Source organism: Acaryochloris marina MBIC11017 (assembly GCF_000018105.1).
GTDB classification, from domain to species: domain Bacteria; phylum Cyanobacteriota; class Cyanobacteriia; order Thermosynechococcales; family Thermosynechococcaceae; genus Acaryochloris; species Acaryochloris marina.
Genome location: NC_009926.1, coordinates 66,586 through 86,243 on the forward strand (window position 1 = coordinate 66,586; position 19,658 = coordinate 86,243).

Sequence of the window (19,658 nt, forward strand, 5' to 3'; positions counted from 1 at the left end):
AAAACACATTCTGAAAGACTTAAGAAGTGGAGACTAATTGCGGTCAGTTCTGGCTTGTACTAAGATTTGGAGCACTTCTGCATCAGTAATCTGAGAAAAATCATCATACCAATATCCTACTGACATAAGATATTGAGATTTTAGAGGACAAACGATTTGATCCACATCAGCTTCAAGTTCTTTGCTAGTCGATGTTGATGCGACAGGGACGGCAACGATTAAAAAGTCTGGTTGCTTCCTTTGAACAAAAGCAATAGCTGCTCTCATTGTTGCTCCTGTGGCTAAACCATCATCCACCAAAATGACGGATTGATGGTTAATTCTTGGAAAAAATCGCTTGTGTTCATAAAGCTGTTCATATCGGAGTAAGGTTTGTCTTTCTTGAGTGGTAATCAGTTCAACCTGTTGATGGGAAATCATAAATTCATCAATCATGGTCAGATTCAAAATGCGAACTCCGTTCGGAGCGATAGCACCCATTGCCAGTTCAGGGTGCTCAGGAACGCATAGCTTACGAACAGGACAGACCTCTAAAGGAAGATGCAATGCTTGGGTAATTTCATAGGCCACCGGAACACCACCCCGAGGTAGTGCCAGAACCACTGATGATGAACATTGAGCACAGTGTTGTAAATGTGTCGCGAGTTCTTTTCCAGCCTCAGATCGATTACGAAAGCGGAGCATTATGATCTGGAATACCTTATTCTGCCCTTGCTGTTTGAGTGTATCACTGAGTTTTTGAGGATTAGAATCTCAGTCGTGGAGAAAATTCAGGGGGATTCCCTTTTGGTACCTGCATTAGCTAGAGGGTAAAAAGCTCTATCGGCATGAATGTTAGAGGGAGGGAATTACATTCGTGATCGTGGGTGTGGAGGAAGTGGAGAAATCTGAGCATATAATCTCATAGCCCAAACCAATGAGCTATGAGATAGATCCTGTAATACAAATTGTCTCTAGAAGAGATTCCCAGCAACGAAGTTATCACTACCCATTCTATTTACCCGAGGTTTTGCCTTATATACTGTGAGAGTCTTTCCCATCCACTCCCCCCCGTCCAGTTTTTTGATTGCTTTGGCTTCTTCAGCCTCATTATCCATTTCTATAAAAGCAAAGCATTGCTTCTTGCCAGTCTCGCGGTCAATGGGGAGCTTGACCTGTTTAACGGCACCAAACTGTGAAAAAGCAGTTTTTAGATCCTGCTCTGTAATGGCATAAGAGAGGTTACCAACGAAAATCGACATGACTTATCATCCTAAATTATCAATGTGTGTAGAGATTTAGCTATCGGTGTATGGGCTTGAAAATTAAACCGGATAAAACCAGTCAATCTTGAAAGCAAACACTAAAACGAATGCTTGTACCTCACTGCTGATGCAAGCTTATCCCTAATATTACTGACTGCTATAAGTTTCGTCTTGACAGACCTAGCAAAGGCGCACTTGTGGGAGTGCGCCAGACAAAATCACCTATGCAGATGTGTATTTAGCGAGATGCAAACTTGACAAGCATACATAGATCTTAGCAAATTAAAATATAGATATAGATTGATTTTAGTCTATGTATAAAACAACGAAAACTTAAGGTTAAAGATGGCGAGGAAAGCATGGATGTACGTAAGTTTTACAACAATCTCCCTCCTCAAGAATCCTTACCGCTAAACTAACGGTGCGTTAGAGGACTCCCCCCCATGACCACCCCCATCATCAGCCTCAACCCCAAGCCCATCCCTCAGACCACCCCAGGCCAACCCAAGCCCGCCCCTTCCGCACCCAAGCTCCTAAGCAAAACAGCCTTCCCAAAAAAGGCACCAGAGGGAACCCGACCAGCTAAGCGGGAACCAGGGAAAGGAGAGCTGAGAGAAATACGTCGGAGTGTTAGGCAACCTCCCCGATCAGCCAAACCTGAGTACATTCCTAAGACACGATCCTCAGAAGCTGCCCAGACTAGTCAACCGAGAACCCCTAGGATTTCAGCAGAGCTGGAGCGGCGATTCAGGAATCTGGAGCTGAGCCAGAAGAATTTGGTGGAGCAGACCAGGACGCGAGGGGAGCTGGAGTATCTGGCTGTTGCCAAGAATGGCTTCGGACGTTACTGGATTACTGTGGCTGGAACAGGGAAGCCTTTCGTGAGGGAATCGTTTGCTACACCGAGTTTCTGCTGGGAGTGTGTGGTTGAAATTGAGGAGAACTTTGAGATTGGGGAAGTGATTGAGCTGCGGCCAGGGGAGACTATGGAGCGGATTGAGGAGATGATTGGGGTGTGGTTGGAGCGGGAGAGGGTGGCTGGGATCTGGGGGTGATTGAGCTACTCACAAAATGCAGGTCTAATAATAAAGATTGTGATGAGACAGTAGTTCCCAAAGCTAAAATAAATAGCTATTCATAGCAAATTTAACTTCTAAAATCAGACGACTCCTCGACATAGGAAGAGTTAATTTGTGAAAACAATAAAAATCCTCAACAAAACCACAACCAGCTTTACCGTAGATATTTTCTATATTGTTATGACCATAATAATTGATGATACCCATATCCGTAGAGTCTCTAGTTAAGGAAAATTGATCCTTCAGTCTTTTGTTTCTATGACTACCTTTGACAAAAACATGATTCCCCTCTGATACAGGCACATCAGTAAGGTAGAACATGAATTTTATAAAGCGATAGTCTTCTAGATCATAATGAAAATTGAAGAATCCTCTTACAGCCTCATTCAATGGTACGGTTACTGGAAAAGTCCATCGAATTTGACTATCTAATAGCACTGGAATTGTTTCTAAATATTTGGTAGCGATTTCTCTAAGCTTAGAATCATTTTCAAGTTTTTTAATAGCTGGGCATATTAGGGAACTATGAATATGATTAGCAGTAACGAAAATTTGTTGATACTTTAACTCTGACTTTTCTTTGTCTGACAGGGTGAACTTCAACTTAGGATTACTATTAGCATGATATTCTACTTGAGTTGAAAAAGCTAATACCTCATGTAAAATATCTGATGGTAAGTTAATTCCAAAGAATAGACCATCTTTTTTCAAATGTTCAACAACTTTGTTGACATCAAGAGATGGAAATAATGTATTACCCCCTTGTTCTAAATCTTGATATATCTGAGCAGAAGAATGTTTAGTAACTAAGATTGCAAGAGATCTCAGTATTTGTATCCGAGTAGCACAAAACATTACAAACCACTTTGGATCTGCTATTGCTTGATAAGAGTATTGAAGACACTTTCGTTTAAGTTTCGACCAAAGACGTTGGTAGTAACCACTCATCATAGGCTATTCATCAGGAATGTCTCGCTGTTCATTAAATAACCTGAGTTCATAGAGAGTTGAGCAACACTCTATTGGACTACCCTGTGATTGGAACATTGCGAAACATTTCTGTCTTTGGTATGACAATATCAATGGTGGTGGTTCTTTCGGGTATTTCAAGCCAAAAATAGCCCTCTGCTGATGCGTTAAGGGGAAGGGTCTGGAGTGTAATGAGGCCAGTTGAGTTGATGATTTGTTTATACACTTCGTTGGTTTCTGAATGTCGAGCTTGAGTATCACTAAGATCAAATGTTTCATTCTTGGTCGCATTCTCTGCAAGGCGACGGAACCGGAGACGGACATTTACAATATTGCGGGTGCCTTTCTCAGGGTGCTTAATACGCTTAACAGATATTAATTCGACGGTAGCTTTACTATTGAATGCTGGTTGGATAAATTCGTCTGCTTTGCTCTCTGAGACGCTTTGAGGCGCTTCAATTACAGTATTTGAATCAGGCACTGCTGTAGGTTCAGAGGAAATCCCTCCTAAAGGACTAGGATTTTTATCTTTGTCATGAGTAGGATCTTCCGATAGGTTTGCTTGTGGGTAAAGAACCCCACGTGTCGTCAAATCTAGATAGAGAACGGCCCCACTCATGAGTAAAGCGAGTGTAGAAAATACTAAAGCGATACCAGACAAGAAATTATTCATGGTCTCACATAGATTGAAAACCCAAAAATAAAAATATGCAGACAAATGGAACCCCTATTTAGGAGAAAACAGTTACTCCACACCCTAAGAGAACCTCTACCCTACATTGCTTTTAAGAAACTAAGGTTATTGCCATAGGCCGTTAAGTTCCTCTATTTTTCAGATGGCGAAGGTTCGAGTATACGGATATCTCTAGCCGAAACTACTGGGTAGTGTTTTGGTGATATGGGTTATTTCTCAGAGCCTACGAGGTAAAGGTGAATAATGTGAGAATTTTGCTTAAGCTAGTTTATCTACAGTTAGTTTGATACTGGTACGCTACTTTAGATGATTTGTATGTGCTTCCTGGCTCAGTACAGGACAAAAAGCTTGAAAGATTTATAGAGGTGGGGTTTCAATAGGATTACCACAATCCCTAGAAACCCCATGACACAATATAGCGAACTCAAACGTGCACTCCAACCCCACCTGAACTGGCATGGTGCCCGTTTATCATTTCTGACCTTATTCTTGTTGGCCTTGTTCAAGGTAAAAACCGTTAACCTGAGCGAATTAGCACTGGGATTTGACGGGAGCGCTCAATCCGACTCCAAGTACAAACGTTTGCAACGTTTTTTTCGAGGGTTTGACATTGAGTATGAAACCATCGCCAAGCTTGTCATCGACTGGATGCAAATTCCACAGCCATGGGTTTTGAGTATTGACCGCACCACCTGGGAGTTGGGTACTCACTGCTTCAACATCCTCAGCATTGGTGTTGTCCATGAGGGAGTTGCTTTTCCTCTGTTGTGGTGGATGCTTCAGAAGAAAGGCAACTCCAGTAGTGATGAACGGATGCAGTTTATTGACGCACTCCTGCATATCTGCCCTGATCCTCAAATCCGATGTTTGTGTGGGGACCGAGAATTCATTGGCCAGCTTTGGGTTCGCTATTTACGCTTAGCGCCACTCTTGCCATTTCGGCTCAGAATTCGAGCGACGGATAAAATTGAGCGCCAGGGCAAGGCCCTTCAAACCAAGGTGGTTTTTGCTCATCTTCAAGTGGGTCAGCGCCAGCGACTCAAAGGTGAATGTCGTGTATGGGGGCAGCCGGTTGCAGTGGAAGGACTGCGATTGGAAGATGGTGCGCTGCTGGTTGTGATTGGTCCGACACAAGATGACCAGCTTATTGAGGATTATGCCTTGCGATGGGGAATTGAAACTCTATTTGGTATTTTCAAAACGCGAGGCTTTTGTCTTGAATCGACCCACTTTACTGAGGTTGAACGCTTACGAAAGCTATTTGCTCTATTGACTTTGGCATTGTGTTGGGCGATGAAGACGGGGCTGTTTTTACATCAACTCAAACCCATTGCACTCAAAACCCATGGACGTCGAGCAAAGAGTCTATTCCGTTTAGGATTTGACCATTTACGGCAGATGATTCTCAATCCTTCTCCCGATAATGAACGTGAGTTTCTGAAAGCTTTACAACTTTTGTCCTGTACTTAGGCTTCCTGGTTGTTTTAGGGTGACGCTTTGAGGCAGTTTTAGAGCTAGAGAATACGTATATCTTTCATGTAGCACAACAGAATTAGACCATTGCGCCAAATTTACTATTGACTAGGTTTCTAAAGACGTTTTCGATCTACTGATGATGGGTAGTTTCAGCCCTAGCGGCTAAGGTTACCCATTACTGTTGGTTCGATGGGTGTGAATATGACTGGAAATTTAATAGTTGACTGTCGAATTTCTGTGCAAGTTTAGATGTGGTCATCGAAGGGATGTTGTCATTTAGGCGTCCAACAATTAGCATTGCACCTAAATTATTTCTTCGAAAAGCAACCATTTCAGAAAACAAGGAGACATTTCTCGCTTTTGCAATCACTGCCATACCAGTGGAAACTTGACCAATCTTTTGCGATAAGGAAGGGGCAACTCTTTGCTCAACAATATTTACTGAACCCAAATAATAATTACTCTTTTTAATACCTGTCACAAACTTTTCTAAAGCACTCGGCTGCTCTAACCCTAGATCAAACATCTGAACAGCATTCTCATTATTTAGCGGGGTAACAAACCCAATGATGAGGGTCCATTGATTCAGATTCATGTAAGTGACTAAATCTCTGATCTGGATTTCGTTACTACCAAAGTGGTCACTAATGGTTGAAGATATGGCACCACGGATAAGTGAACTGATTGGGGTGGGGACTTCTCGAAATCCTGGAGGTAAATCTGATGCGACTAACTTTGGCGGACGAAGACTACCTGCTGTATTGGGGATTGCTACAGCAGATTGCGGAGTAAAACACTTCAGTATGTATAAGTCAATAATTCCAGGTATTATTCCTATAATCAAACTAAAAATTATTAGATTGGTAATTTTGGTAGTTTTATTCATTGGAAAAAATAGTCGTCTCTGTTGTCTAAATGAGTGAGAGATCGGAACTGCGTTACGAAATATCAACCTCTGAAAAATTGAAATTGCTCAAGTCAATAAAAACACTTTATAAGTAGGTTAAATCTTTTAAGCTAAGTTTGATATTAGCTTTAAGAAATTTCTTTAATTCAAAGGGTGTGTTACTGATTGCTTGGGAGGTGAAACGCCGAGTCTATCACCGGCTTCCTTGCCTATGGTAAGTTCAAATTAATAGCAGCGTATGCTCTTGTTTCTGAATGCACAATCCGATATCTAGGCATTTTAAGAAGGTCGTTCTCAGTCTACTCATCATCAATTTGATGGTATCCTGCTTTATTTTTAAGGCTGGAAACACTGAGCCATATAATGAGCAGCGGATTAGAGGAGCTATCGTTAAGGTTTATTCAGTTCGCAATAAGCCAGACTACCAGAAGCCTTGGGAAACAGTCATTAAACGCAGTACTGGTTCTGGTTTTATCATCGCAGACAACAAAATTCTGACAAATGCCCATGTTGTTGCCGATCAAACCTTTGTTGAAGTTCGACGTCACGGTCAAGCCAAGCGTTATAGGGCTCAAGTTGTCAGTGTTGCTCATGAAGTTGATCTAGCAATCTTATCGGTTAAGAATAATGCTTTTTTTTCAGGTGTAACACCCTTAGAATTTGCTGATCTGCCTGAGATTCGGCAAGAGGTTGCTGTCTATGGTTTTCCCACAGGTGGAAACGCTTTGAGCACTACAAGAGGCATTGTTTCACGTATAGAACATCAGTTTTATACTCATAGCAGCGAGTACTTTCTAGCCGCGCAAATTGATGCTGCAATTAACTCAGGCAATAGTGGAGGACCTGTTCTGGATGGCAATGGCCAAATTGTTGGTGTAGCGATGCAAGCAAGGAAGAGTGCTGACAATATTGGATATATGGTACCTGTACCCGTCATAAGACATTTTCTTCAAGACCTTGAGGACAAGACCTTCAACGGTTTCCCAGGCTTAGGACTCGTTTATCAAAAGATGGAAAACCCTGGCATGAAACGTAGCTATGGAATATCCGAGAACTTAACTGGGATACTAGTTAGACATATTCTTTCAGAATCCCCTGCTGAAGGATTCATTCGTGCCGGAGATGTCATACACGCGATTGATGGACATGCTATTGCTGATGATGGCACAGTCGTATTTCGACAAGGAGATCGAACAAATTTTAATTACTATATAGATATTCATCAAGTGGGTGAGACAGTCAGTATTGAATTTTTTCGAAATTCCAAGCTGAAGACAGTAATGCTCACTCTAAATAAACAAAAAAAAGATTTCCGACTAGTACCACTTGAGCAATACAATGAGCTACCAAGATATTTTATATTTGGTGGAATTGTGTTTTCTCCATTAACTAAAAATCTCATTAAATCATGGGGAATTAACTGGTCAAAAACAGCACCCAAAGAGCTTTTGATAGAGCTGTCAAATTGGCCCTCTAGAGAGAAAATAGAGATCGTTGTTGCAACCCGAGTTCTTGGCTCTGAGGTGAATCGAGGCTACCATGGTATTGCGGGTTGGATTGTTAAGGAAGTTAATGGAAAAAAATTTAAAGATTTTAGCGAATTTTGTCAACTCGTTACAACTTCAAATTCTCCTTTTGTTGCCTTTAAAGGTGCACGTAATTTTCAAATTGTTATAGACAAAAAGGAGGCTGAAGAAAGCCTTGATGAAATCCTGAAAAATTATCGAATTGGAGCAGCTTATTCTGAAGATTTAAAAATCCTTTCAGCTGTTGGAGAGCCGAATAGTTAGTAGGGATTGTATAAGGAGTATTCCCTTATTTAGAACTAATTTTTTACAATATTATCGAGGGTTAGAACGTGTCCTCAATCAAGTACTTGGATAGTACTTGATTGAATTGGTGAACTAGGAGTTCCATTAAGATTCATTAGTAGTTTAGATTCAAAAAAATAGATAAATTCCTATAAAATCAGAATAAGATTCTGAATATACCAAAACTACTTGTTATTGGCGCAAGAATATTTCGAAGATTATCACCAACCTTTGTCAGGCCAGACCGACCAACTACCACCACATCATTGTTCCGAAGGGCAGGATTGTTCTCCTCGTTCAGTGGCTGTTCTAAGTCAATCTTAATTTCTCTTTGAGTCACGGTTCCATCTGGATTTAAGCGAATGAGTTTTACTTTGCTTTTATTCGCTCTGCGATCATCAAACCCCCCTGCAGCTAACATGGCAGTATTAAGAGGGGTATTGGGTTGAATCTTGATTATTCCGGGCCGTTTGACCTCACCAACGACATTGACGTCAATAGTGGCGGGGGCAAAGCTTATTGTGGATAACTCAGTCAATTCGGCAGCAGATAAACCAACCGCTTTGGGAACAACGATGGTATCCCCAGCCTGCAAGGCGATATCCTGTGATAAGTCTCCTGCCTTGAGTAGTTCCCACAAATTAACGATTATCTCTTGAGGATTGCCATTGTGAGGGCGCCGGATAACTTTCACTTGGCGAATATCCGCTTCAGGTTTAATCCCTCCAGCTGTTTGTATGGCTTGAGTGACAGTGGGAAGTTCAGTGGAAGCGGCTTTAGCATTACCCAATGTGCCTGCTTCTTGGACATCTGCACTACCTGGACGGATGGTATGAGGACCAGGTCGGTAAACCTCTCCAATAATAGCGATGTTGATGGGTTCAGACCGATCTGAAGAAAAACTGGCATTACGTATGAGTAATGCGTTGGAGAAATCAACGGTTGTAGTGGTCGGAATTATTACCGTATCTTTATCACGCAGTTGCAGATTTTGACTTAAATCTCCTTCTTGAAGCAGTTGTAATAAATTAACACTGATGAATTGTTCTTTCCCATTCTCCTGTGGACGACGAACCTTAATTTGGCTGATATCAGCGGACTGGGATGCACCACCAGCAAGCTGGATCAGTTGGGTGACGGTAGGAATTTGGGTAGGAGATTCAACGGGATATGTACCAGGGTGCCGAACTTCTCCAGAAATAGCTAACGTGACCACTCGGGCATCCACCAAAACTATGGTAATAAAAGGACGCCTATAGAATCGGATATATCGTTTAGCTATCTCTCGTTCAGCTATACCGATTGAGCGACCTTTGACTAACACACGACCAATTAGAGGAAGGCTCACCGTACCATCGACTAATACCCGGTAATTAGTGGTGAATAGATTGGGTTGTCCAAACATAGTGAGCTGTATTTCATCTCCAGGTCCCAAGATATAGGCCTGTTGATTGATTAAAGTATCACCAGCTTGGGTATTAGGATTTTGAGCGATAGAGTTAGATCTGATCGAAGAGTTTAACTTTTCTTTCGGTGAAATCTCAGCCATTGCAAGGCTTGGAGACATCGTAGAAAGGATCGTAATGAATGCAATGGTCTGGAGAGAGCGAATCATCGTAGACACCCCAGCAGTAGATCCACTTGGAAATAATATTAAGTATAAAACTATTGCTTATACATGAATATGACGTTTTGATTAGGATTTAAACTCAACCATACCATTCTTAAAATGAGTGAGGTGTTTTAAGATTATCAAGAGCGATTGAAATTGACCATCAACATCGACTAAAGCATTATTGCTATATCAAAAATTTCAGTTTTCTTTCTCTTAATTAGTCGATGCTTCTATTATTAAGGATAATTTGAGTACTGTTTGTCAATTAGTTAATGTATGAATCTAGTGAAAATATAAAATTACTCTAATGCCAGGTTTACAGAATATTCTTCTAGAATTCTATAACTATTTCGGTGAACTACCATTTATTGGAGTCACTCTCATACTCGTTGGTTTAGTTAGTTTTCGAGCTATTCCGATGTCAACTGATTTGGCAACAAGCTCGGCTGCTGGCTTGGTAGGTTTAATATGGGGCAACTCTCAACGAACCCTCGTTATTAATTCAACAACTAATCTCCCAGAGTTAGGGATCATGCTTGTGTCATTATTTGGGCTAGGTCGACTAGGAGGAATTGCAACACCTCTTGGATCAAATTTATCCAACGTTTACTTAATCTTTATTGTTTCACCTATAGTTTTAATTTGCAAATGGATTTTGATTAAAAATCCAAATCATATCAACAACTTGATGATATTAGCAAAGCTAGAAAAGCAATTGATTCTCTGGCATGTATTTATGGCACTATTAATGTTCTTTTTTGCTAGTTTTGCCTACTTAATTTTAATGGGAGACTTTCAATTTATTCAGCATTCAGAAGGGAATGCCGTATTAGACATAATGAGTTTGGTAATTTCCATAATAGTTAGTTTATGCGGTGTTATTGTTTTTTTGATATTTGAGTCAAAACTAAAAAAACGTCGGCCAGAGCTATTTGAAGATATCGATGATACCAACTTTGAGGCAAGCTGGTCTCGCTTTTTTCTTGGCGTAATTATGTTGTGTTTATCTTGTTATATCTTGAATGACTTATTTGCAGTTTGGACCGAACTATTTCAGAACCATTTTGTAGAATTTAGCTTGTTCCCCACAATCCATTACTTTATTGGTAGCTTAATCTCTTCTTTACCAGAGATGTCTGTAGCGGTAGGTAATTATGAGCGACTTAGTAGCCCAGACTTAAATACTGCCTTAGGGTCTGCTAGCCAGTCATGTATGACCAATTTGTTGATTGCTGGTTTAGGTAGTGTTATCGCTTTGGTGCTCTCAATGGTTGGGCTGCTTCAAGAGATCTAGAAAGTGATGGGCAATGAGTATAACCTAATCAGGGCAAGTCCTTAGATGTAAAGGTGTTTACGCTATTTTCTAGAAACTGTTTCCAATAAATAGTAGACAAGTAAAATGAAGGATATTTAATAGCTAAATATGGATAAGATCTGGCTAAGCATTCCTTCACCCGATATGATTTCAGTCACCCAACCTAATAGAAACCCAAGCATGGCGAGGCGACCATTTAAAGTCTCAGCGAAATGAGTGAAACCCCACATTGGTTGTAGTTCTGTGCTCATGTTCATTACCTCAACCAAGAATTAGCAGTAAGTAAAGCATAGAGGAAAAACTAATTTCTTAAGAGAGATTAATAACTTTTCAAAACTGAACTGGCAGTTGCTTTGTCGTTTGCAACATCAAGAATATGACATGCTGATAGTAAGTTTTGGCATCTTCGACCGCTAAGGAAGACAGTCATTACTCGAATGATAGCTCAGCCTCGCTATATATCATCAGTAGTTGATTCCAACGAATTCGTTTTAAACCTTCCATAATCCAGTCATCATCACTGCTATCTAGAGTCTCTAGCAAATGTTGAACGAGGTGTTGCAGGGTATGAGTCTGATCTTCTGCTAGGGTGGTTTTCAATGCTGGAGCGAACAAGAGGGGTTGTTGTTGTCTAGGTCGATAAATCAATAGAGGTTGATCGACCTCAGGTATCAGTTGAGTGCATTTGGGGCAAGGATGTGTCTTAAAGCTCCCCTCCACTATCTTCTGGATCAAGTCCGGCTGAGTAGATTGGTCCACAATCCACCAAACATTAACTCTTACACTTTGGTGACAGTGAGGACACTCTACATCTGTGAATTTAGAATATGAGTGCTCCAAGGATCTCTTCTTTGGAGAATTGTTCTGGGTATCCTCTTGATCTATTTCAGACATCATCTGAATCCTAGAATGAGCAAGCTGACGATAGGTCAACGATATAGGATTTAAGCATTATCCTAAAATCATTCTTCAACATTTCAATCAGTACTGTGAACAAAATGTTGAGGGGCTTAATTGAAGTTCTCCTCCATCCACTGAACCCCAAATTGGGTTAGAGACTGAGCATCCAATAGGTACGATCTTGCCCCGCCGACCTTTCCTGTCTGAGCAGGGTGGGTTGCCAAATAATCTTTGACGATAGTCTCGAAGTAGTTGTCTGGCCAGTCCACAATCCCATTAGTCGTATCAAATTCTTCAAAGTCCATCCACACCCGTTGACCATTCTGGAGTATGGGCATTCGGTAGCGATCAATCCACTTATTAGGCACATCAGCCAAATGCTCAGCATGGTGGAGCAGGGTGACGTCACCAATAGGTGAACCCAGCAGAAGCACAGAGCCACTCACCTCACAGAGTTTTGCTAGCGGTGAACCCGGACCATCCCGATATTGCCAAGGCTGTTCGGCTGTGATCCATTGGGCAAGTTCACCCACCGCGACGTATGAGAACGGATGACGGCTCCTATGCGCACCTGGCCAAGTTCGGAGATATTCGGTGAGAATTCCCATTTCTCTCCAATCGGCCCGAGACTGAGACGGATCATAGGCTGGGCATTCGCACAGATAGGCTTCTTGCCTGTGTTTGGGCCATCGGGACAAATCGTAGGGATTATCTTCCCAGCTTGCCATCATCATTAAAGTGCCAGCGTCTGTTAGGAGTGACAGAATAGCTGCCAGCACAACATCTGGTCCACCCACAACCCATCCAATATTCCGAACAGAGGAATGAAGCATGATCGTCTGCTTCTTGCAGACTCCTAATTTCCTGAGATCTTGAATCAACTGGCTCTTAGTAATGAGCTGTTTCTTCTTCATGTGGCTCATGATGAAGTTGTTGTTTGAAGCTTAAGATAAATCAAAAGGAATATCTACTGCAACTCGCTCTTGTCCTTCAGCCTTGACCTGAGACAGAGCTAGATCTTAGCGGGAATGGCGCTAACTACACCCAAGCTGATCAAGATGCGATCTCACCCGTAAGCTTTTACAACAATCCCTCTCCAATCGGTGAGCCTAGTCGATAAACTGGCTGTGTGTAGAGGACTCCACCCATGACTCCCCCAAACATCAGCCTCAATCCTAAGCCCGTGCCCAAGGCAATCCCACAACCACCCAAGGCCACCCTCTAGCTCTCTAGAACGGATTCTTTACTGACTTCCCCTACGACTGATTCCACAGGCTCCCCCGTGAACCCCTGGCATCGCTTTCGTAACTTCGGCTGACGGTAGCGATTGAGAAGATTCCGCTAGGGCATCGGTATGTACTCGATCAGGCTAGTTAAGCTCAAGGTTGGACAGCCCAAGGCTCTCACAGATTTGCTTTGAGCCAATCATCACAGTGATGCTCACAGCCATTCTGGGTGTCTTGGTCTTTGGAAAAACCACCTCCGAGATAGATAACTCTGTCCTTAAGACTTGATGACGCAATTGCAAGATGGGATCGGGGATGGTCTGGTTGAAGGTAGTCAACTATCCATGTTGATTTAGAAGGGTATTTGCATTTGCGTTCCGGTCCATTTCTGAATTTCTGAATCTTTGAGTGTTAGTTGAACAACACATATTTGCCGCTGGATATCCAATAGTTTACGAGCGAGACTAGCCTGTCCAATAGCCCGAGAGTCCTGTTCAGCTTGTTTAGCAGCAGCATGGGTCTGTGTTGCTAGATTCTTTAGACTCCGAATATGTTTCCCTAATTCATTATGTCCGTGCATGGTGTCAGCCATTTGGAACCTCCGATTGTCTGCGTTGGTGAGGTTGAGTCTTTTGATAGCTAAATAGTTCCCCGACAACTGATTGCTAAGGACATGGGATCGCACAAATTAACTTTAATCGTCTGTGGAGTTAGTCTGCCGACCTGAGTGCGCTGCTTGTTGCTGCGACGATTAGAATTAATTACGAATGGATGGCTTGTCTGCAATCATTCCCATACGCAACGCTGTAAGGCATCGAAGAATTAGTCACGCGATAATCGATAATATACCGCCAGAAGAAATAATACCGTAAATACTAGGGTCAATGTGCCTAAATCTATTGCCCGTTCAGAGTTTATCTCGTTGATCTTGCAGCTTTTAGGAGTGGCACTCAGGAGTAATTCCCTTCGGATAGTCTTGATTACAAGAATGATGGCATCCGCTTGATTTGTGTGAGGAGTCTTGGCTGAACCCTGCTATATCAGCAATCTCCCATCAGGACTTCTTAGGAGATTTCTGGGTTTTAGCCGTTTAGGATGCCTCAGGTTTAGCCTGTGACTTTTCCTCAGTGAAATAACTCATGGATTCTTTCGGATCTTTGCGCCAACGGTTTTTATAGACGCCACTCTGCATGGTTTTGTACACTCGATCTCGCTCAGTCTTGAGGTCGTCTCCACTCAGTTCTCCATAAAGCTGCAAAACTAAGTCATCAACGTGAACCGAAGTGCCTGCCTTTTCTTGCATGATTTGTGCGATGGCATCAGTCTTAAACATTTCAGTGTAGGGCCATTGCATTGGCCGACTGCTGGATGAAGCTTTAGTTGCTTTGGCTTGCTTTTTCTTTTTGGCCTGTCTTTGAGATGCTGCTTTCTTGGCAGTGGAAGGCTTCTTCATTGAGGTGGAGGGTGAAGCTTTTGAGGTAGCTGTCTTTGGAGTAGCTTCAGCTTTAGTTTCTACTGTTCCGCTTGTCTTAGCAGTTGAAGCTGATTTTTTTTGAGTTTTAGGCTTTTTGTTTGAAGCAGCTTTTTGAGTAGTTTTCTTAGCCTTGGCTTTAGGTTCTACTGTGTTGGCAACTGTTGAGCCTGGTGCTTCTGATTCTATTGAGGCTGCTTCACCTTGAAGGATTGAAAGGATATCAGAGCCTAACAATGGATCTTCAATCAACGTATCTAGAGAGGTGATTTTAGTCTTGAGTTGAATCGTTTGAGCTTCAAGTTCAGCGAGTGTCTCCTGGTAGTGAGTCTTTAGCTCAAGGAGTACTGTGGAATATTTGTTGTCAGCAGCCATAGTTTGTCGTAGATTAGTGTAGTTTTAGCAAAGGTAAGAAAGCTAACTTATAGCATTCCCAGAATTAACTTCCTTTGTATCTAATCATTAATGGGCTAATTTGGGATTTCTGGGGCGTTTAGAAATTTTTCCCGTAGTACTTAACCCTTGGGTTTGGGGAACTTGGAAGGTGGCTCAAAATACTGAACAGGTGTATCTTTTAACGCCTCACTCATAAACTCTCGCCACACAGGAGCCATCCATCCTCCACCCGTTGCCCCAGACCCAATCCGGGCGTAATTGTCATTGCCAGCCCACACGGCCACTGAAAGTTGAGGCACATAGCCCACAAACCAAACATCCCGCTCGGAGGAAGTGGTACCCGTCTTTCCAGCTGCGGGGCGACCAATCTGGGCTGCTACCCCCGTCCCTGATTGCACGACGGTTTGCAACGTACTGTTCACGGCAGCAGCAGCCCAAGGATTGAGCACCAACTTGGGTTGCGGGGTATTGTTAATCAACACTTTACCCGTAGGATCTGTGACTTGCAAAATGGCTGTTGTTTTGGACTGCCAGCCATTATTGGCAAAGGTGGCATAGGCTGAAGCCATCTCTACGGGTGTTAAGTCTACTGCCCCTAAGGGAAGTGAAATCACATTGGGGATCGGGCTGGTAATCCCTAATTTGCGACTGACATCTATCACATTCTTGATGCCTACTTTTTGCCCCATGACAATGGCAGGCACATTGCGCGATTGCGCGAGCGCTTGACGAATGGACATCGAGCCCTGAAAGCTGCGGTCGTAGTTTTGAGGCTTATATCGCTGGAGCCCACCATCATTGAAGCTCACGGGAGAGTCTTTAACCATAGAGTCTGGGGTGTACTTCCCTGTTGCAAAGGCTGTGTAATACACCAAGGGTTTAAAGGCCGAGCCAGGTTGTCGATACGCTTGAGTCGCTCGATTAAATTCACTCTTTTTATTGTCCACTCCACCGACAATAGCCTTGATGAAGTGCGTTCTTGGATCAACCGCGACTAATGCCATTTGGTCTGCGGCATAGGCATAGTGTTGATGATTCCTGCGAACGGTCTCCTCAGCGATTTTCTGCATTTTCCAGTCGAGGGTCGTTTGAACTCGGAATCCCCCTCTAACCAATGCCTCTCGACCAAATCTTTCCGTTAATTCTTGAATGACGGTATTGGTAACATCAGGAGCTTGGCTCCGTTGATAGGAGGTAATTTCTCCTAGAGTGATTTTCTCAGCCCGAGCCGCTTCAGCTTCAGCGGGTGTAATCCATTTCAGCTCCTCCAAACGTCCGAGAACGATGTTCTGTTGTTCTTTGGCCAGGTCTAAATCCACAAATGGACTATACCCTTCTGGTGCTTTGATAATCCCAGCCATCATGGCGGATTCAGCTAAGGTCAGATCTTCAGCAGACTTATTGAAATAGCTCCGGGCAGCCGTTTCTACCCCATAGGTGTTATGGCCCCAATACACCTGGTTGAGGTACAACTGTAGGATTTCATCTTTACTGAGTAATTGTTCAATTCTCAGGGCTAGCACTGCTTCTGCGAGTTTGCGGCTAAAAGCTCTTTCTGGGGTCAGATAGAGGTTTTTAGCCAGCTGCATACTCAGGGTTGAAGCCCCTTGCACCGTTTGGCCTGCCTGGTAATTGGTGATGGCTGCCCGTAGAATACCGACCGGATTAATGCCGTCATGCTGATAAAAGTTGCTATCTTCAATGGCGAGTACAGATAGTTTTAGGTGGGGCGAGATTTTAGCTAGAGGGACGACCTGGCGATTCTCTTCCTCATGCAAGCCCGTGAGTAACTTGCCGTTGATGTCATAGATATAGGTTGTTTCGTTGGGTGAAAAGCTAGCTAATGAAGTCACATCAGGCAGATCACGATAACTAATCGCTACCCCCATCAGTCCTCCTGCTAAGCCAGCACTTCCTAGGAGGGTCAGGGTCAATATGGTGGTCAAGGTAGCATCGCCTATCCCCCTTAAAAAGAGGGTGGAGGTTGATCTAGAGGAGAAGTCCTGAGGAGAAGTGGCACTAGATGACATGGGTGTATTAATGGGCAACCTTAACACACTAAATTTAGAGTGTGAGGTTACTGATAAAAAATGACTGAGAAGCTTGCTATACCTAAAGTCTGCCCATATTCAACAAAAGTTTTACGCTCGTTCTTAAAGAACCATCATCTCTGCAAAGTAACTCAACAATATGGGGATTTCATGAGTTAGTTAAACAACCCAGAGTATCGATGACTATGTTAACGACCCGTTAAAGAATTGCGGAAGCTAGTGATTCGTTGGCCTTGGGAACACCTCCCAAACGTCGCTCAAGCAAGGTGTATCGTTGCCTATCTTTGATCTGCCTGACGGCCATGCTAATTGCGTTCTTAGGACCAACGAGCATCGCTAGCTTTTTTGCCCTCGTAAGTCCCGTATAAAGCAGGTTTCGGCTGAGCATTATGTAATGCTGCATGTACATGGGCAAGATGACGACGGGATATTCTGACCCCTGGCTCTTATGAATGGTGACGGCCCAGGCTAACCCAATTTCATTTAAATCAGCCAAATCGTAGGAGACTGACCGCTCCGCATACTGAACCGTCACGGCAATTTCTTCTAGATTGATGGCCTCAATGACTCCCATATCGCCATTGAAGACCTCGCGGTTGTAGTCATTAACCTGTTGCAGCACTCGATCCCCCACCCGGAGTGTGAGTCCCCCTCGCGTGAGTTCAGCCTTGTCGGGATGAGGAGGATTGATCAACGCTTGTAAGACTTGGTTGAGCTTGCGAGTCCCCACTTCCCCACGGGTCATGGGACAGAGGACTTGCACATCCCGTGCCGGCACATACCCAAGTTGAGGGATAAGGTCGTTGATTAACTCTTGAATGGCTTGAACTCCTTGCTCCGGTTCCGGTGCTCCTAACCAAAGGCAATCGGACATTGGAGATGGACTGACGGATTCTAACTGGGGGAACTGGCCTTGGTTAATACGATGGGCATTGCGGATAATGTGACTGGCTTGGGCTTGGCGGAAGATCTCCGTCAGTTCCATGACGGGAATCTGTTTAGCGGTGATCAGATCCAGCAAAACATTTCCGGGGCCCACACTGGGAAGTTGGTCCGTATCCCCCACGAGCAAGAGTTGAGTCTCTGGGCCAATGGCCTTGATCAAAGAGTTTGCTAAAAACAAATCCAGCATAGACGCTTCATCAATGACCACAGCATCAGCTACTAGGGTTCGCTCTGAATCCCTTTGAAACTTCATCGTTTTGGGGTCAAACTCCAAAAGGCGATGGATGGTTTTAGCTTCATGACCCGTGACTTCACTCAGTCGCTGAGCGGCTCGGCCTGTGGGAGATGCTAAAACGATTTCTTTTCCCATCGCCTTCCACAGCGCCACGATGGTCCGAGTCGTGAAGGTCTTGCCCGTTCCCGGTCCGCCAGTGAGAATCACGACACGCTCACTAGCAGCCAACTCCACCGCCTGCTGCTGTTGTTGAGAGAGATTAACATCCGTTTGGGCCATAAAGCGCTCTAGCCAGCTGCGAACGCGGTTCTTATCCACCTTGATTGGGTGAGCCAAGAGGTGGAGGAGTCGCCGGGATAGGTGAAATTCAGCCCGGAAGAACGGCGGTGCATAACAAAGCAGCTCCGTCGAAGTTTCTCGCTCTATCTGTTCAACGATCAGCTCAGCATCTGAGATCATGGCATGGATCAGATATTCCACCTGGTCTGGCTTAGGGTGATACTCAGGGAGGGTCAGCTGCTTTACAGCGCGGTCAATCAGTTGTGGTTGAGGAAGATAGCAATGCCCTTCTTCTGATGATTCGCTGAGAACATGTAAAAGACCACTGCGATACCGGTATTCAGAGTGGGGTGAGATACCTAAGCTGCGGGCTATCTGATCTGCTGTGATAAAGCCAATGCCGTAAACATCCGTCGCTAGTCGATAGGGGTTATGGGTGACGGTTTCAATCGCCTCATCTCCATATTGCTTGAAGATTTTGACGGCATAAGTTGTTGAGACGCCATGCCCTTGGAGAAATACCATCACCTCTTTGATAGCTTTCTGGCTATCCCAAGCCGTCTGAATCATCTTGACTCGCTTCTTCGCAATGCCCGGTACTTCACTCAGACGGTCAATGTGATGCTCAATGATGTCCAGGGTATCCAGACCAAAGTGAGCGACGATGCGTTTAGCAGTGACGGGGCCGACCCCTTTGATCAAGCCACTGCCGAGGTACTTCTCAATTCCAGTAAGAGTGGCGGGTTTGGTTTCTTTGTATTGCTTGACCTGAAATTGAGGACCATATTTGGGATGGTCTCGCCATATTCCCTGGAGTTGAAGGGTTTGGCCCGCTTGGATATTGGCGAAGCTACCCACGATGGTAATCAATTCACGGGTTCTGGGAGCTTTCAATCTGGCAACCGTATACCCAGATTCTTCAGAATGAAAGGTCAAGCGTTCTACGACCCCTTGTAGTTGCTCAATGGGGGGTGAACTCATCGTGGCAGAACCATTGGACATGGGTGGTTACCTCAATGTTAGATGCTGATCTTCTCTGAAGAAA

The 19,658-nt window shown here is 43.7% G+C and carries 16 protein-coding genes; 4 read left to right on the plus strand and 12 right to left on the minus strand.

Annotated features, from left to right (window positions below; translation table 11 throughout):
- Positions 1-33: 33 nt before the first annotated feature.
- Both AM1_RS29135 and AM1_RS29140 read right to left on the minus strand, forming a co-directional pair.
- A complete protein-coding gene (locus tag AM1_RS29135) occupies positions 34-684 on the minus strand; it encodes a phosphoribosyltransferase (RefSeq protein ID WP_012166580.1) in 651 nt (216 codons plus the stop codon).
- A 269-nt stretch (positions 685-953) separates the two neighbouring features.
- A complete protein-coding gene (locus AM1_RS29140) occupies positions 954-1,241 on the minus strand; it encodes an RNA recognition motif domain-containing protein (RefSeq protein ID WP_012166582.1) in 288 nt (95 codons plus the stop codon).
- A gap of 446 nt (positions 1,242-1,687) precedes the next feature.
- Here AM1_RS29140 and AM1_RS29145 point away from each other — a divergent pair, with 446 nt between their 5' ends.
- Positions 1,688-2,299: a hypothetical protein gene (locus AM1_RS29145; protein WP_012166583.1), complete on the plus strand. Its 612-nt coding sequence runs from the start codon at positions 1,688-1,690 to the stop codon at positions 2,297-2,299.
- Between the two features lie 63 nt (positions 2,300-2,362).
- On the opposite strand, the gene AM1_RS29150 is transcribed toward AM1_RS29145, so the two are convergent.
- Positions 2,363-3,274, minus strand: coding sequence for a phytanoyl-CoA dioxygenase family protein (locus AM1_RS29150; protein WP_012166585.1), 912 nt, complete (start codon positions 3,272-3,274; stop codon positions 2,363-2,365).
- A gap of 76 nt (positions 3,275-3,350) precedes the next feature.
- Positions 3,351-3,965, minus strand: a complete 615-nt coding sequence (locus tag AM1_RS29155; protein ID WP_010479879.1) for a hypothetical protein — start codon at positions 3,963-3,965, stop codon at positions 3,351-3,353.
- Between the two features lie 426 nt (positions 3,966-4,391).
- On the opposite strand from AM1_RS29155, the gene AM1_RS29160 reads away from it, so the two are divergent.
- The gene (locus AM1_RS29160) at positions 4,392-5,456 is read left to right on the plus strand and encodes an IS4-like element ISAcma47 family transposase (RefSeq protein ID WP_012166586.1); all 1,065 of its coding nucleotides are present in this window, start codon (positions 4,392-4,394) and stop codon (positions 5,454-5,456) included.
- A gap of 181 nt (positions 5,457-5,637) precedes the next feature.
- Here AM1_RS29160 and AM1_RS29165 read toward each other — a convergent pair whose 3' ends face one another.
- The gene (locus AM1_RS29165) at positions 5,638-6,348 is read right to left on the minus strand and encodes a hypothetical protein (RefSeq protein WP_012166587.1); all 711 of its coding nucleotides are present in this window, start codon (positions 6,346-6,348) and stop codon (positions 5,638-5,640) included.
- A gap of 338 nt (positions 6,349-6,686) precedes the next feature.
- Between AM1_RS29165 and AM1_RS29170 the strand changes: the two genes are divergently transcribed.
- The gene (locus AM1_RS29170) at positions 6,687-8,159 is read left to right on the plus strand and encodes a S1C family serine protease (protein WP_012166589.1); all 1,473 of its coding nucleotides are present in this window, start codon (positions 6,687-6,689) and stop codon (positions 8,157-8,159) included.
- 178 nt (positions 8,160-8,337) lie between these two features.
- On the opposite strand, the gene AM1_RS29175 is transcribed toward AM1_RS29170, so the two are convergent.
- The gene (locus AM1_RS29175) at positions 8,338-9,795 is read right to left on the minus strand and encodes a polysaccharide biosynthesis/export family protein (RefSeq protein WP_012166590.1); all 1,458 of its coding nucleotides are present in this window, start codon (positions 9,793-9,795) and stop codon (positions 8,338-8,340) included.
- 418 nt (positions 9,796-10,213) lie between these two features.
- Here AM1_RS29175 and AM1_RS29180 point away from each other — a divergent pair, with 418 nt between their 5' ends.
- Positions 10,214-11,089, plus strand: a complete 876-nt coding sequence (locus AM1_RS29180) for a hypothetical protein (RefSeq protein ID WP_238549328.1) — start codon at positions 10,214-10,216, stop codon at positions 11,087-11,089.
- A gap of 450 nt (positions 11,090-11,539) precedes the next feature.
- On the opposite strand, the gene AM1_RS29190 is transcribed toward AM1_RS29180, so the two are convergent.
- From AM1_RS29190 to recD2, 6 genes are all read right to left on the minus strand, one after another.
- On the minus strand, positions 11,540-11,869 hold the full coding sequence (locus tag AM1_RS29190; RefSeq protein WP_238549329.1) for a CpXC domain-containing protein: 330 nt from the start codon (positions 11,867-11,869) through the stop codon (positions 11,540-11,542).
- Positions 11,870-12,120: 251 nt separating this feature from the next.
- A complete protein-coding gene (gene aac(3), locus AM1_RS29195; RefSeq protein WP_012166594.1) occupies positions 12,121-12,933 on the minus strand; it encodes an aminoglycoside 3-N-acetyltransferase in 813 nt (270 codons plus the stop codon).
- Positions 12,934-13,588: 655 nt separating this feature from the next.
- Positions 13,589-13,828 (minus strand): hypothetical protein, encoded by a 240-nt coding sequence (locus AM1_RS29200; protein WP_012166597.1) that lies wholly within the window; start codon positions 13,826-13,828, stop codon positions 13,589-13,591.
- A 498-nt stretch (positions 13,829-14,326) separates the two neighbouring features.
- On the minus strand, positions 14,327-15,082 hold the full coding sequence (locus AM1_RS29205; RefSeq protein WP_012166599.1) for a hypothetical protein: 756 nt from the start codon (positions 15,080-15,082) through the stop codon (positions 14,327-14,329).
- Positions 15,083-15,222: 140 nt separating this feature from the next.
- Positions 15,223-17,133 carry a transglycosylase domain-containing protein gene (locus AM1_RS29210; protein ID WP_012166600.1) on the minus strand — a complete coding sequence of 637 codons (1,911 nt, stop codon included), beginning with the start codon at positions 17,131-17,133 and terminating at the stop codon, positions 15,223-15,225.
- A 220-nt stretch (positions 17,134-17,353) separates the two neighbouring features.
- Complete coding sequence (gene recD2 / locus AM1_RS29215) at positions 17,354-19,615, minus strand: SF1B family DNA helicase RecD2 (protein WP_012166601.1); 2,262 nt, start codon at positions 19,613-19,615, stop codon at positions 17,354-17,356.
- Positions 19,616-19,658: the final 43 nt, after the last annotated feature.